Source organism: Halosimplex rarum, from assembly GCF_047715405.1.
Classification (GTDB): Archaea; Halobacteriota; Halobacteria; order Halobacteriales; family Haloarculaceae; genus Halosimplex; species Halosimplex rarum.
In genome coordinates, this window is record NZ_CP180412.1 from 631,030 (window position 1) to 644,887 (window position 13,858).

Consider the following 13,858-nt stretch of genomic DNA (forward strand, 5'->3'; position numbering starts at 1 on the left):
TTCCGTATCGCGGATAGAGATTTATCCGGGCGATCCCCCGGTCAGTCGGCGGCGTTCGGAGAGCGCGCCTCGCCGCCCACGCCGCGCTCCTCGGGCGTCAGGTAACACTGCGGGTCCGGCCCGAACGGGTCGTCGCCGTTCGCCAGCGCCCGCAACCGCGAGGCGCCGCGGCAGACGTCCTGATACTGGCACTCGGCGCACCTGCCGGTCAGGTGGTCTTCGCGCTCGCGCAGCGCCCGCAGCAGCGGATTGGACTCGTCGGTCCAGATGTCGCCGAACGGTCGGTCGCGGACGTTCCCCAGAGAGTACCCCTGCCAGAACTGCGTCAGGTGGACGTTGCCCTGGTAGTCCACGTCCGCGATGCGCTCGCCCGTGGGATCGCCGCCGTTGGCCCGCAGGTACTGGTAGACGCGCTCGGCCTGTTCGGGGCCGAACTCCCGTCGCGCGTACTCGACGAGATACGCCGCGTCGGCGTAGTTGCCCACCAGCAGCGTCTCGATCTCGTGGCCGCGGTCGTGGTACTCGCGGGTCAACTCGCAGACCCGGCGGACGGCGTCTCGCCGTTCGTCTGGCGTCAGATCCACGTCCTGAATGTCGGCACCGCGGCCGCCGTAGTCGAGGTGGTAGAAACAGAAGCGGTCGACGCCGTGATCGGCCAGGAGACCGACCACGTCCTCCAGGTCGTCGGCGTTGTGTCGAGTGATCGTGTACCGGAGCCCGGTCTTGAGCCCCGCGGCCTGGGAGGCCTGGATCCCCTCCAGCGCCCGCTCGAAGGCGCCGTCCTGCCCGCGGAAGGCGTCGTTGCGCTCGGGCATCCCGTCGACGGAGACGCCGGCGTACTTCAGGCCGGCGTCGCGCAGGTTCGCCGCTCGCTCCTCGGTCAGGAGCGTCCCGTTGGTCGAGAGCACGGGCCGGAGTCCCGCGTCGGCGGCGTGGGCGACGAGTTCGGTCAGGTCGTCGCGGGCCAGGGGTTCGCCCCCGGAGAACAGCACCACGGGCGCACCGAAGTCGGCGAGTTCGTCGAGGAACTGCTTGCCTTCCGCCGTGGTCATCTCGCCTGGTGCCGGCTCGGTCTCGGCCGCGGCGTAGCAGTGGTCGCAGTAGAGGTTGCACTGCTTCGTGCAGTTCCAGACGACGACGGGCCGGCGCTGCTTGCGCTCGCGGATCTGCTCCTTCGAGGACTCGTCGGCCGCGTCGTACCGGAGCCCGTCGCCCTCGGCGTCGAGGTCACAGAGGAGCTTGCTGACCGATATCACGCCCGGTCACCCCCGCGATCCGCCGTATCGCGGTCCTCGACTCTGTCACCGAGCGCGACGCCGTCGGCGGTGAACCGCCGGGTCTCGTCTGCGGGGCAGAGCCAGAGCGCCTCCGCGGTCCAGCCGAACAGCTGTGCGGCCTGTTCGCGGGCGACGTCGGCCGAGGGCGCGCTGACGCTGCCGGCGTGACGAAGCGACTCGCCCGGCTCTTCGCAGACGAACAGCTCCCACTCGCGAGTCACGTCGCCCCGCGGGGCGTCGACGGACGCGTCGAGGGCGGACGCGCCGGAATCGGGCGCGGAGGTCGGATCGGCATCGGGGTCGGACATACGCGATGAGACGGTGTCGCCCTTCATACCCGCAACCGGGATTTTCAGTCGCTGGGAACGCGACCGACCGCTTAGGTGGTGCGGTCCGAACTCGACGACGATGAACGAATCACTCGCCGGGCGAGCGGCCGACGGAGGCGAACCGCTGGAGTGGCAGCGAGCGGCCGCGAACGGCGGCGGATCACGGAGGTGGCGCTGATGCGACCGCCCGTCGACACCGCCGAACGCCCGCTCGTCCTCATCTGGGAGGTGACCCAGGCCTGCGAGTTGACCTGCGACCACTGCCGGGCCGACGCCCAGCCCGCCCGCCACCCCGACGAACTCTCGACGGCGGAGGGCAAGCGACTGCTCGACCAGACCGCGGCGTTCGGCGACGGCCAGCTCGTCGTCCTCTCGGGCGGGGACCCGATGAAACGGCCGGATCTCGTCGAACTGGTCGATTACGGGACCGATCGCGGACTCGCCATCTCGCTGACCCCGAGCGGTACCGAGCAACTGGACGCCGCGGCCATCGAGTCGCTGGCCGACGCCGGGCTCAAGCGGATGGCCCTCAGCCTCGATGGCGCCGACGCGGAGAGTCACGACGCCTTCCGCGGCGAGTCGGGGAGTTTTGACGCGACGATACGGGCGGCGCGGCAGGCGCAGGAGGCGGGCATCCCGCTGCAGATCAACACGACGGTCTGCGCCGAAACAGTCGAGGAATTACCCGCGATCCGCGACCGCGTCGCCAACCTCGGGGCCGTGCTCTGGAGCGTCTTCTTCCTCGTCCCGATCGGTCGCGGTCGCTTGCTCGACCCGATCCCTCCCGAGCGGGCAGAGCGCGTCATGGAGTGGCTGGCCGACGTGGCAGACGAGGCGCCGTTCGGCCTGAAGACGACGGAAGCGCCTCACTACCGCCGGGTCCGCAGGCAAGCCGCCGCCGAGGCGGGCGCGGACGGCGATGGCGGCCCGAACGCCGGGGAGAACCGTCGCTCGAGCGTCGTCGCCGGCGACGGGTTCGCGTTCGTGAGCCACACCGGCGAGGTCTACCCCTCGGGGTTCCTGCCGGAGTCGGCGGGGACGGTCCCAGAGGACGACGTCGTCGAGGTGTACCGCGAGTCGGACCTGTTCCGGTCGCTCCGCGACCGTGACGCCCTCCGCGGGAAGTGCGGCGCCTGCCCGTTCCGGCAGGTCTGCGGCGGCAGTCGATCGAGAGCCTACGCCCACACCGGCGATCCGCTGGCGAGCGATCCGCTCTGCGGGTACGTCCCCCCGGGATACGACGGACCGCTCCCCTGGGACGACGCAGACGAAGCAGTCCGAGCGGACGGGCGCCCCTGACGGCAGTGGGCCTCGGCCGAACATGTCCAAAACGTGTGAATTGTCCGAGGCGTCGCGAGCGCGCCCTCTCGCCGTCTCGCGGCGGTGCGCGGCCACCGCGTGTCGGTGCGGTTATAACGATGGTCGGGTAAGTGACGGGTAGAAATGGTCCGTGATCCGTTCGCGGACGACGAGGCGCCGGACCTTCAGGACGTCCTGGACGCGCTGGACGACCCGGACTGTCGGGCGATCGTCACGGCGCTGAGCGAACCGATGACGGCCAGCGAGATCTCCGAGGAGAGCGACATCCCGCTGTCCACGACCTACCGGAAGATCGACCGCCTGGAGGAGGCCCAGCTGCTGTTCGAGGGGACCGAGATCCGCCCGGACGGGCAACACGCCAGCATCTACGAGGTCGACTTCGAGGAAGTCGTCATCTCTTTGACCGAGGATCGCGACTTCGAAACCGAAATCGCCCGGCAGCCCCGGACGCCGGACCAGCGTCTGGAGTCGCTCTGGTCGGAGGTGCGCAAAGAAACATGAGCCCACACACAACGCCAGCGACCGCGGTTCTCGTCGCACTGAAAACGATCACGCTCCTACTGGGCGGCCTGATCACGTACTTCTCGTACAAGGCCTACTCCCGGAGCGGTGCCAGGCCGCTGTGGTACCTCGCCGTCGGGTTCGGGATCGTCACAGCGGGGACGTTGATGGCGGGGTTCGTCGACCAGCTCCTGCGGTTCTCGCTGGTCGGTACCGATCTGCTCCCGTTCGCCGGCGACGACGGGAGCGCCATGGCGGTCACCGACATCGCGCTCGTCCTCGAGAGCGCGCTGACCGCCGTCGGCTTCGCTGTCATCGTCTACTCGCTGTACTCGGAGTGATTCTCGCCGTCGTTCGGGTTCGTTCCCACGGGCTGGGAACGGGTGTCGGGGTATAACCTGCGGAGGCCGGTACGGACGCGTAGAGCGTGACCACCCGTGTTCGACACCACCGTCGCCCTCGCACTGACCAAAGCGGCCACCCTGCTGTTCGGCGCGATCCTGACCGGGCTGGCCTGGCGCGCGTACCGCCGGACGAGCGACCCCGCCCTCCGCGCCCTCTCGGTCGGGATCGGCCTCGTGACCGTCGGCGCCATCCTCGGCGGAACGCTCCACAGAGTCGTCCGCATCGACCTCGTCGTCGCCGCCAGCGTCCAAAGCGCGTTCACCGCCGGCGGCTTCGCTGTGTTGACCTACTCGCTGTACGCCGGCGACGAACCCGACGTGGCCGGCGCCGGGGAGACCCGACTCGACGCTGGCGAGGAGCGCTGATGCGACGGCGGCGAGGAACCTCGATCCGACGCCGTCGTTTCTCCGAGCGCGATCTCGATGATTCGCCGAATAGCCGACCTAACCCAGCGGTTTCCGTATCGATCTCCCGGTGCCGGTTCGGGACGGCGATCGCTGGCGTATATCTCATACCGCTATATCGAACCAGTCTCTCGACGGCTTCGGATTCGATCCGCCCGCTGTGTCGCTGCGGGTACGCAACCCGGTCGGATGCCCCGCTTTCGAACCCCTTTTGGGGCGGTTCCACCAAGTAGGTCGGTAGATGGAACAGAACGGAGAGCCGTCGCTATTGTGTCTCCGCGCCCGCGGACAGCCCCGGTCGACCGGCGCTCGCCACCGGCTCGACGAGCCCAGTGCCAGGGGCCCTTAGAAGCTCGATGGCGGGGGAGCGTTCCGGATTTCTCGGCGGCGTAACCGACCGACTCCGCGGCGCGGCGGGCGGGCAATCGCTGGTCATCGGGGCCGTCATCGCCAGCACGTTCTTCATCGGGTTCGGCGGCGGCGTGATCTACCCGATCCTGCCGAACCTCGGGACGATCCTCGGCATCTCCCCGTTTCTCGTCGGTCTGATCCTCAGCGCGAACCGGTTCTCGCGGCTGTTCGCGAACGCGCCGGCCGGCAGTCTGGTCGACCGGATCGGCACGCGCACGCCGTTCGTCGTCGGCATGTTCGTCCAGGGGTTCGCGACCTTCGGGTACGTCCTCGCGATGATAGCGCCGGTCCCCGAGGCGTGGTTCATGGGCGCTCGTATCCTCTGGGGCGTCGGGAGCGCGCTCGTCTTCGCGACGGCGTACACCATCGCCGCCGACGTGAGCACCGGCGAATCGCGCGGGGCGAACATGGGGCTCATCCGCGGGGGCGTCCTCTTCGGGTTCCCGACAGGCGTGGTGATCGGCGGCGTCGTGAGCGAGATCTCCGGGACGGTCACCGCGTTCGTGGTGGCCACCGCCTTCGCCTTCTTCGCCAGCGTCGTCGCCTACATGACGGTGCCCGAGACGCACGTCGACGGCGAGGTCGACCGGTCGGTCAAACCGTGGGACATCAACACCGGCCTCCCCGCGCTCACCGTCGGGATGGTCAACTTCTCGGTCCTGTTCGTCTACATCGGCGCGCTGTTCGCGACGCTCGTCCTCTTTCTCGGACGGAACGACCTCAGCGTCCTGGGATTCGACGCCCAGGGCTCGTCGGGCATCTTCATGGGCGTCACCGTCGTCGCCGCCGGCGTGTCGATGTACCTCGGCGGGTACGTGAGCGACCGGCGGCAGTCCCGCGTCCCGACCCTGCTCGTCTTCCTCGGCGCCACGTCGCTCGGGTTCGTCCTCCTCGCTGCCGCGGACTCCGTGGCGACCCTGGTCGTCGCCTGCCTGTGCATCGGCACCGGGCAAGGCGGGACGAGCGGTCCGCTGATGGCCCTTCTGGGCGATCTCGTCCCCGACGACGAGATGGGCCGCGCCGTCGGGACGAACAACGTCTTCGGCGACATCGGCGGCGGGTTCGGGCCGATCGTCACGCTCCCGCTCGTGGAGACCCTCGGCTTCTGGCCGATCTACCTCGCCTGCGCCGCCCTGCCGGCGATCGCGGCGCTGATCCTCCTGGTCGGCGTCCGCCGAGAGACCGGCCAGTTCGTCCCGCGCGTCGGATCGTGACGGCGAGACAGGCGCGCCGAAATCGTAATCGGCGAGACGGTCGTGCCAGAAATACGCGAGAGAGAATCGACGAGATCGCGAGTCCAGATCAGTACGCGTAGACGACGGCCTCGAAGGGGCGGAACTCCGCACCGACAGGGTCGGTCGGGGCCTCGGCGTAGTTGCCGATCAGGACCTCGGCGTCGGGCCCGGCGACGGCGTCGCCCTCGAAGGCGGCGTCAGAGTCGAAGGTCGCCGGTTCGGCCGACCAGTTGCAGACGACCAGCCGGCGCTCGTGGTCGAGTTGGCGGGTGTACGCGTAGATCTGTTCGTCCTCGGGGGCGAGCAGGTCGTAGTCGCCGTACACCAGCGCGAGGTCGTCGCGGCGCAACTCGATGAGTCGGCGGTAGTGGTGCCACACCGACTCGGAGTCGGCGACGGCGTCCTCGACGTTGACGTCGGTGTAGTTGTCGTTGAGCGCGAGCCACGGGTCGCCCTCGGAGAAGTCGGCGCGGTCGGCGGCGGCCCACTGCATCGGGGTCCGGGCGTGGTCCCGGCTACGGTAGTTGACGGCAGTGCGCACCTCCTCGAAGGAGTCGACCGCGCCCGCGTCGATGAGGTCCTCGACGATGCCGACGGTCATCGCGTCGTCGATCTCCTCCAGGCTCTCGAACTCGGTGTTCGTCATGCCGATCTCCTGGCCCTGGTAGAGGTACGGCGTGCCGCGCATCGTGAGGAGGAAGGTGCCGACGAGCTTGGCCGACTCGCGGCGGTAGGCCTCGTCGCCGAACCGGGAGACGATCCGGGGGTGGTCGTGGTTCCCGAGGAACAGCGCCTCCCAGGTCTCGCGGGCGACCTCGCGCTGGTTGCGCGTCATCAGCTCCTTGAACTCGGGGAGGCTCCACTCGCCCCAGTCGTCGCCGGTCCAGTCGCCACCCTGGTCGACGCCGAGGTGGTCGAAGTGGAACACCATGTCGAGGCAGTCGCCGCGCTCGATGTACTCGCGGGCGTCCGCGGCGGAGGCGCCGCCCATCTCGCCGGCGGTCATCGCCTCGTCGGGGATGACCGCGCCGAGTTCGTCGAGGTACTCGCCGAGGCGCGGGCCGAGCGTGTAGTGTTCCGAGCCGAGCGGCCCCGGTTCGTCCGGGTCGCCGTCGGGGTACCCCTCGGGCTTCGAGAGGTGACTGATAGCGTCCATGCGGAAGCCGTCGATGCCGCGGTCGAGCCACCAGGTGACCACGTCGGTGACCGCCTCGCGCACGGCGGGGTTGCGCCAGTTGAGATCCGGCTGGTTCTCGTTGAAGACGTGGAGGTACCACGCTTCGCGCTCGTCGTCGTATGACCACGCCGGCCCGCCGAACAGCGACTCCCAGTTGTTCGGCGGTTCGTCCGGCTCGCCGTCGACCCAGTGGTAGTAGTCGGCGTACTCGCCCTCCTCGCGGCGTGAGCGCTGGAACCACTCGTGTTCGTTCGACGTGTGGTTGACGACCAGGTCCATGATGAGCTTCATGTCGCGGTCGTGGAGCTCGTCGCGCAGGCGCTCCCAGTCGCTCATGTCGCCGAACTCGTCCATGATGGCGCAGTAGTCGCGGATGTCGTAGCCGTTGTCGTGGTTGGGGGAGTCGTAGACCGGACAGAGCCAGACGACGTCGACCCCGAGGTCGTCGAGGCGGTGGACGCGCTCGGTGATGCCGGGGATGTCCCCGACGCCGTCGCCGTCGCTGTCGTTGAAGCTCCGCGGGTAGATCTGGTACACGACTGCCTCTTTCCACCAGTCGCGGTCGATTCGGCTCTCGTCGATGGGCATCGTCTGTGTCATTGGTCGGTGCTGGTCGCTGCGGGGTCGTCGGTCGCGTCGGTCGTCGCGGTCGGCGTCAGGTAGACGCGCGCTTCCCACGGGCCGAGATCGAACGAGCGGCCCGGGATCGCCGGGACATCGTCGTTTGCGAGCGCGAGTTCCAGGCCGTCAACGGCGACGCTGTCGGGGACGTCGAACGCCGTCGGCTCGTCGTCGAAGTTGAGGACGACCAGCGCGCGCTCGGTCGCGCCCTCGCCCGCGCCGTCGTCGCCCTCGCGGTCGAGCGTCCGCGTGTACGCGAACAGGGACTGGTGGTCGGGAGCGAGCAGTTCGAAGTCGCCGTGGACGAGGAGGTCGCGGTCCCGCAGGGCGATCAGCTCGCGGTAGTAGCGGAATACCGAGTGGGGGTCGGCGCGCGCTCGCTCGACGTTGACCTCGGTGTAGTTGGGGTTCACGTCGATCCAGGGATCCCCGTCGGTGAACCCGGCGTGCTCGTCGTCGGTCCACTGCATCGGGGTCCGGGCGTTGTCGCGGCCCACGGCCTCGACGGCCCCCCGGACGTCTGCGTACTCCTCGGCGGCAGTGTTGGGGTTCGCGATGGCCGCGTCGACGTAGTTCAGCGCCTCCACGTCGCGCAGGTCCTCGCGAGTCTCGAACGGCGCGTTCGTCATCCCGAGCTCTTCGCCCTGGTAGACGAACGGCGTCCCGCCGAGGGTGTGGGTGAGCGTCCCCAGCAGTTTCGCGGACTTGCGGCGGTACTCGCCGTCCGACCCGAAGCGCGAGACCATGCGCGGCTGGTCGTGATTGTTCAGGTACAGCGAGTTCCAGCCATCGCCTTCGAGGCCGTTCTGCCACTTCGCCATGATCTCTTTGAATTCGACGAGGTCCGGGTTGCGCGCGTCCCACTTGTGTTCGTCGTGGTCGAAGGTGACGTGCTCGAACTGGAACACCATCGAGAGCCCGTCGCCGTCCGCGCCGACGTACTGGCGGGCCTCGTCGACGGTGACACCCGGCGTCTCGCCCACGGCGAGGACCGACTCGTCGTCGAGCACCTCGTCGACCATCTCGGAGATGTGCTCGTGCACGCGCGGGCCGTTCATGAAGTGCTCTCCGCCACCGTCGGGGTAGCCCTCGGCCTTGGAGATCATGTTGATCACGTCCATGCGGAAGCCGTCGATGCCCTTCTCGAGCCACCAGCGCATCATGTCGTAGACGGCCTCGCGCACGGCCGGGTTCGTCCAGTTCAGGTCCGGTTGGGCCTCGTCGAAGAGGTGGAGGTACCACGCCTCGCGCTCGTCGTCGTAGCTCCAGGCCGGGCCGCCGAAGACGGACTCCCAGTCGTTCGGCGGTTCGTCGGGCGAGCCCTCGACCCAGTGGTAGTAGTCGGCGTACTCGCCCTCCTCGCGGCGTGAGCGCTGGAACCACTCGTGACGGTCGGAGGTGTGGTTGACAACGAGGTCCATGATCAGGCGAATGTCGCGGTCGTGGAGTTCGTCGCGCAGGCGCTCCCAGTCGGCCATGTCGCCGTAGGCGTCGTCGATGGATCGGTAGTCGCTGATGTCGTAGCCGTTGTCGGCCTGCGGTGACTCGTAGACGGGGTTGAGCCAGACGGCGTCGACCCCGAGGTCTTCGAGGTAGTCGACGCGGTCGATCAGGCCCCGCAGGTCGCCGACGCCGTCGCCGTCGCTGTCGGCGAAGCTCTTCGGGTACACCTGGTAGACCACGGCTTCTTTCCACCAGACCGGGTCGTCTCCGCGGCTCATCGCGAACCACCGACTGTCGGCGTCACCGAGACCGATCGTCGCCCGGCTGACGGGTTTCGATCCCACTGCAGTCTGGCGATTTCCTTCACCCCTCGAATCGCTTGCTTGCTGGTCATGGGTGGTGTCTGGAAGTCCGACGTGGACTTCGCTCGTCAGTATCGAGAGGAACGACCCACTTAATTCTGGCGAGGATTTTGAAGAACGGATTCAACCACAATTTTTATTGCATGGTCCTTCATGATCCTGAACGAGCGATGTCTGATAATCAGCAACACGATCCGGACCGGACGCCGGTGTCGCGCCGCAAGATGGTGCAGCTGCTCGGTGCGGCTGGCGTGACGGCGGGGCTGGCGGGCTGTGGTGGACAGTCGGCAGTAGAAACCGAGACGCCGGCCGACGGCGGCGACGGCGGCGACGGCGGCGGCGACGGTGGAAGCGACACGGACTCGGGGACGCCGACGCAGACGGCGACGCCGGTCCAGGTCGACAGCGAGACCCAGCGCCAGATCCAGGAGCTCGCCTCGATCACGAACCAGACGCTCCCGATGCTGCCGCTGCAGGAGAAGCTGGCCCAGTCGTACCAGACGACCGACGACTGGAACGTCCCGTCGAAGGACAGCGACAAGCTCCAGCTCTACTGGCCGACCGAGTGGCTCCCCCGCTCGGGCGACTGGACGATGAAGGAAGGGTCCGACGACGAGCGCCTGACCTTCGCGCAGTGGGCCAACCCGAACGACTCCCAGTACAACCCCTGGAACGGGAAGAACTTCCCGGAGGCCAGGCGGCTGCTGTTCGACCGGTTCATGAAGAAGAACCTGGCCACGCAGGAGACCGAAGGGTACCTGATCCAGGACTGGACGCTCGACGGCACCTCCCTGACGCTGAACGTCCGCGAGGGCCAGACCTGGCACAACGGTGACGCCGTCACCGCGACGGACGTGGCCAACCAGATCAAACTCGACATCTACAACGGCGGGAGCCTCGGGAACTTCGTCGCGCCCGAGGACATGGGCAACGTCTCCGACCGCGTGACGGTCGCCGACGAGACGACCGTCGAGATGACGCTGGCGTCGGAGACCAACGAGAGCGTCCTCCTCGCGTATCTCCAGCCGAAGTACCTCGTCGCCCACGACGGTACCTACAGCGAGTTCGTCACCGCGCTCGACGAAGCGGGCTCCGAGGACGAGCGCAGTTCCGCGCTCGGCGAACTCACGAGCGACACCACGCCGGAACCCGTCGGCAACGGTCCCTTCCAGTACGAGGACGCCGACACCCAGCGGACGCTGCTGACCAAGTACGAGGACCATCCCGACGCGGACAACGTCAGCGTCCCGGAGGTCGAGTACCTCTACAAGCCCAAGAACCAGGGCCGGTGGAACTCCCTCATCAACGGTGAGACCGACGGGTCGGCGACGCTGTTCATGCCCCAGAACAAGCTCCGACAGCTCCCCGACTCGGTGCAGGTCAGCCTGATCCCGCGACACTACGGCGCCGGGTTCGCGTTCAACTTCAAGAAGGAACCCCTCGACGACGTGCGGGTGCGCAAGGCCATCGCGCACGTGATCAACCGCGAAGCGGTCGCGAAGAACTCCGGCGCAGGCACGAACTCGAAGGTCGCCGTCACCTACCCGAGCGGCCTCACCGGGGAGTTCAGCGGCCAGGTCGAGTCCTGGCTGGAGGGCGTGACCGACCAGTTCGAGACCTACGGCCGCGGCGCCAACCAGACCGATGAGGCCGCCGCCCTGCTGGAGGACGCTGGCTACCAGAAGCAGAACGGGACCTGGCAGAAGGACGGCGAACCGCTCCAGCTCCCGGTCAAGTGCACGGCGGCGTTCTCCGACTGGGCGACGGCCATGGAGACGGCCGTCTCGCAGCTCCAGGACTTCGGCATCGAGGCCGAACCCATCGCGAAGGAGAACTCCTCGTACTGGTCGGAGTACAGCAACGGCGACTTCACCATCGCGATGCAGGGGTGGGCCTCTTACAACCAGTCGTACCCGTACTTCCACTTCCAGTGGCTGTTCGACAGCTGGGACGCGAAAAACGCCTGGAACGTCCCCAGCGATTTCGAGGCCTCCGTCCTGCACGAGGAGCTCCGTGACGGCGACACCGTCACTCCGGCCGACCTCGTCGCGGACCTGTCGACCACTACCGAATAAGTCGGTTCGGTCGATCATCATCAATCATGAGTTACTTACTGAAGCGGATCGGACAATCGGTTCTCACCGTCTTCGTCGTGGTGTCCGCCAGCTTCGGCCTCGTCCGGCTGTTGCCGGGGGGTCCGATGGACTACCTGCGGGCACAGATGATCCAGCAAGGCGGGAGCGACATGTCGATGGCCGAGATCAACCGTCGCATCGCGGCACAGACCAACATCGCGGTGGACAAGCCGATACACCAGCAGTACGTCGAGTACATGGCCGCGATCCTGCAGGGCGACTTCGGCCAGTCGGTCTGGTACGAGGAGCCGGTCGCCAGCATCATCGGTCCCGCCATCCCGTGGACGGTCTTCCTGACCGCCTCGGCGCTGTTCCTCGCCTTCACCGTCGGGGTCTCGCTCGGTGCCCTGATGGCCTACCGAGAGGGATCGAAGTTCGACGTGGGGTCGACGGGCGTCGGCCTCGTCCTCAACTCCACGCCGGGATACGTCGTCGCGCTGCTACTTGTGGCGTACCTGGGCTACCGCTACCAGGTGTTCCCGACCGGCGGCCGGTACGCCTCCGAACTCACGCCCGGGTTCAACGTTCCGTTCCTGGTGAGCGTCCTGAAACACGGGGCGATGCCCATCTTCTCGATGGCCGTCGTCGGCTTCGGCGGGTGGGCGCTGTCGATGCGGGGCAACTCCATCCGCGTCCTCGGCGAGGACTACCTGCGGGTCGCGCGCCTGCGCGGCCTGTCGACGCGACGCATCGCCCTGCGGTACGTCGCGCGCAACGCCATCCTGCCGATGTACACCGGCCTGATGATCGCCATCGGGACCGTCTTCGGCGGGGCGGTCATCATCGAGAACATCTTCGCGTACCCGGGCGTGGGGTTCTACCTCATCCAGGCCATCAACGCCCGGGACTACCCGCTGATGATGGGCGGGTTCATCCTCATCACCGTCGCCATGGTCATCGGCATCACCATCGCCGACCTGACCTACGGGATCCTCGACCCGCGCGCCAAGGGAGGTGCCTCGCGTGAGTCCTACTGATAGCGAGCCGCGAAGCGGCTCGGAAACGGGAGCGGAGAGCGAAGCGAGCCGCGAGCGAGACCCCGACGAGCCGGAAGACCCCGCCCTCGACGCCGTCGCGGGCAACGACGACGCCATCGACCCCGACGCGGTCACCGGCGTCGACGAGTCGATCACTGGCGACGGCCGCGAGCCCGGGTCGTCGGCCGTCTCGGGCCACGGTCGGAAAGGCCGGGTCGCCGCGGACGGCGGGACCCGCTCGACAGGCGACGTCTCGGAGTTCGAGCAGATGGCGGACATCTCGCTGACGCCCCAGGAGCGCCGCCGCCAGTGGATCGACGAGAAGGTGCTGGCGCCGGCCCGGATCGTCTGGAGCGACTGGCGCGCCCGCTTCGGCGTCATCGTCGTCATGTTCTACCTGTTCGTGGGTCTCGTCGGTCCGCGACTGGTCGCGGCACCTTCGCCGAACCAGGGGCCGCTGCTGGTCGGGGCGTTCCGCACGCTGGAGTACCCCCTCGGGACGACCTCATCGGGCCACGACCTCCTCTCGCAGGTCGTCTACGCGACGCCGTCGATGCTGGTCATGATCACCGCTGGTGCCGTGTTCACGGTCGTCCTCGGGACGGCCACCGGCACGCTCGCCGGCTACAAGGGCGGGCGCGTCGACACCGTCCTGATGACTATCACCGACGTGATGATGACCATCCCGGGGCTGCCGCTGACCATCGTACTGGCGGCGGTGTTTCAGATCGACGGGAATCCGGTGGTCATCGGCATCCTGATCACCGTCAACGCCTGGGCGGGACTGGCGCGGGCCATCCGCTCGCAGGTGCTGACGCTGCGGGACGCCGAGTACGTCGAGGCCTCCCGCATCATGGGCATCGGAACGCCGAAGATCATCGGAAGCGACATCATCCCGAACCTGATGCCGTACGTCACGATGAACTTCGTCCGACAGGCCCGCGCGGTCATCTTCGGGTCGGTCGGGCTGTACTTCCTCGGCGTACTCCCGTACAAAGACGTCAACTGGGGCGTCATGATGAACAGGGCCGTCAACCGCGCGGGGGCGACCTCCTCGCCGGCCGCGTTCCACTGGCTGCTCGTACCGATGCTGACGATCATCGTCCTCGCGCTCGGCCTGACCCTGCTCGCGCAGGGGGCCGACCGCGTGTTCAACCCGCGCGTGCGGGCTCGACACGCCAAGACCGTCGAGGGCGGGGACGAGGACGACGACGACAGCGGCCCGGGCGGCGCGACGTCCGCGGCCACGGGAGGTATCTGA

12 protein-coding genes are annotated in these 13,858 nt (G+C 68.0%); 8 read left to right on the top strand and 4 right to left on the bottom strand.

Annotation, left to right across the window (positions count from 1 at the left end; all coding sequences use genetic code 11):
• Positions 1-41: 41 nt before the first annotated feature.
• Together ACMGFH_RS03050 and ACMGFH_RS03055 are read right to left on the bottom strand one after the other, a co-directional pair.
• Positions 42-1,256: a TIGR04347 family pseudo-SAM/SPASM protein gene (locus ACMGFH_RS03050; RefSeq protein ID WP_415381296.1), complete on the bottom strand. Its 1,215-nt coding sequence runs from the start codon at positions 1,254-1,256 to the stop codon at positions 42-44.
• The gene (locus ACMGFH_RS03055; protein ID WP_415381297.1) at positions 1,253-1,585 is read right to left on the bottom strand and encodes an Htur_1727 family rSAM-partnered candidate RiPP; all 333 of its coding nucleotides are present in this window, start codon (positions 1,583-1,585) and stop codon (positions 1,253-1,255) included. Before ACMGFH_RS03055 ends, ACMGFH_RS03050 begins: the two co-directional genes overlap by 4 nt.
• 198 nt (positions 1,586-1,783) lie before the next feature.
• On the opposite strand from ACMGFH_RS03055, the gene ACMGFH_RS03060 reads away from it, so the two are divergent.
• The 5 genes from ACMGFH_RS03060 (at position 1,784) to ACMGFH_RS03080 (ending at position 5,861) form a co-directional block, all read left to right on the top strand.
• Positions 1,784-2,905: a TIGR04053 family radical SAM/SPASM domain-containing protein gene (locus tag ACMGFH_RS03060; RefSeq protein WP_415381298.1), complete on the top strand. Its 1,122-nt coding sequence runs from the start codon at positions 1,784-1,786 to the stop codon at positions 2,903-2,905.
• Between the two features lie 144 nt (positions 2,906-3,049).
• Positions 3,050-3,427, top strand: coding sequence for a helix-turn-helix domain-containing protein (locus tag ACMGFH_RS03065; protein WP_415381299.1), 378 nt, complete (start codon positions 3,050-3,052; stop codon positions 3,425-3,427).
• Complete coding sequence (locus tag ACMGFH_RS03070) at positions 3,424-3,768, top strand: hypothetical protein (RefSeq protein WP_415381300.1); 345 nt, start codon at positions 3,424-3,426, stop codon at positions 3,766-3,768. Before ACMGFH_RS03065 ends, ACMGFH_RS03070 begins: the two co-directional genes overlap by 4 nt.
• 96 nt (positions 3,769-3,864) lie before the next feature.
• Positions 3,865-4,197, top strand: a complete 333-nt coding sequence (locus ACMGFH_RS03075; RefSeq protein ID WP_415381301.1) for a hypothetical protein — start codon at positions 3,865-3,867, stop codon at positions 4,195-4,197.
• Positions 4,198-4,592: 395 nt separating this feature from the next.
• Positions 4,593-5,861, top strand: a complete 1,269-nt coding sequence (locus tag ACMGFH_RS03080) for an MFS transporter (RefSeq protein ID WP_415381302.1) — start codon at positions 4,593-4,595, stop codon at positions 5,859-5,861.
• A gap of 88 nt (positions 5,862-5,949) precedes the next feature.
• Here the strand turns inward: ACMGFH_RS03080 and ACMGFH_RS03085 are convergent, their stop codons facing one another.
• Positions 5,950-7,659: a glycoside hydrolase family 13 protein gene (locus ACMGFH_RS03085; protein WP_415381303.1), complete on the bottom strand. Its 1,710-nt coding sequence runs from the start codon at positions 7,657-7,659 to the stop codon at positions 5,950-5,952.
• Positions 7,656-9,401 (bottom strand): glycoside hydrolase family 13 protein, encoded by a 1,746-nt coding sequence (locus ACMGFH_RS03090; RefSeq protein WP_415381304.1) that lies wholly within the window; start codon positions 9,399-9,401, stop codon positions 7,656-7,658. Before ACMGFH_RS03090 ends, ACMGFH_RS03085 begins: the two co-directional genes overlap by 4 nt.
• 254 nt (positions 9,402-9,655) lie before the next feature.
• Here ACMGFH_RS03090 and ACMGFH_RS03095 point away from each other — a divergent pair, with 254 nt between their 5' ends.
• From ACMGFH_RS03095 to ACMGFH_RS03105, 3 genes are read left to right on the top strand one after another with little or no spacing between them, the layout of a single operon-like run.
• Positions 9,656-11,560, top strand: a complete 1,905-nt coding sequence (locus ACMGFH_RS03095) for an ABC transporter substrate-binding protein (protein ID WP_415381305.1) — start codon at positions 9,656-9,658, stop codon at positions 11,558-11,560.
• A 26-nt stretch (positions 11,561-11,586) separates the two neighbouring features.
• Complete coding sequence (locus ACMGFH_RS03100; RefSeq protein WP_415381306.1) at positions 11,587-12,597, top strand: ABC transporter permease; 1,011 nt, start codon at positions 11,587-11,589, stop codon at positions 12,595-12,597.
• A complete protein-coding gene (locus tag ACMGFH_RS03105; RefSeq protein ID WP_415381307.1) occupies positions 12,575-13,858 on the top strand; it encodes an ABC transporter permease in 1,284 nt (427 codons plus the stop codon). The genes ACMGFH_RS03100 and ACMGFH_RS03105 overlap by 23 nt, the downstream gene beginning before the upstream one ends.

Excerpts from the sequence above, each read along its gene's own strand:
- ACMGFH_RS03055 (WP_415381297.1), bottom strand. The coding sequence starts at position 1,585 with ATGTCCGACCCCGATGCCGATCCGACCTCCGCGCCCGATTCCGGCGCG.
- ACMGFH_RS03095 (WP_415381305.1), top strand. The coding sequence starts at position 9,656 with ATGTCTGATAATCAGCAACACGATCCGGACCGGACGCCGGTGTCGCGC.
- ACMGFH_RS03080 (WP_415381302.1), top strand. The coding sequence starts at position 4,593 with ATGGCGGGGGAGCGTTCCGGATTTCTCGGCGGCGTAACCGACCGACTC.
- ACMGFH_RS03070 (WP_415381300.1), top strand. The coding sequence starts at position 3,424 with ATGAGCCCACACACAACGCCAGCGACCGCGGTTCTCGTCGCACTGAAA.
- ACMGFH_RS03065 (WP_415381299.1), top strand. The coding sequence starts at position 3,050 with ATGGTCCGTGATCCGTTCGCGGACGACGAGGCGCCGGACCTTCAGGAC.
- ACMGFH_RS03085 (WP_415381303.1), bottom strand. The coding sequence starts at position 7,659 with ATGACACAGACGATGCCCATCGACGAGAGCCGAATCGACCGCGACTGG.
- ACMGFH_RS03060 (WP_415381298.1), top strand. The coding sequence starts at position 1,784 with ATGCGACCGCCCGTCGACACCGCCGAACGCCCGCTCGTCCTCATCTGG.
- ACMGFH_RS03100 (WP_415381306.1), top strand. The coding sequence starts at position 11,587 with ATGAGTTACTTACTGAAGCGGATCGGACAATCGGTTCTCACCGTCTTC.
- ACMGFH_RS03090 (WP_415381304.1), bottom strand. The coding sequence starts at position 9,401 with ATGAGCCGCGGAGACGACCCGGTCTGGTGGAAAGAAGCCGTGGTCTAC.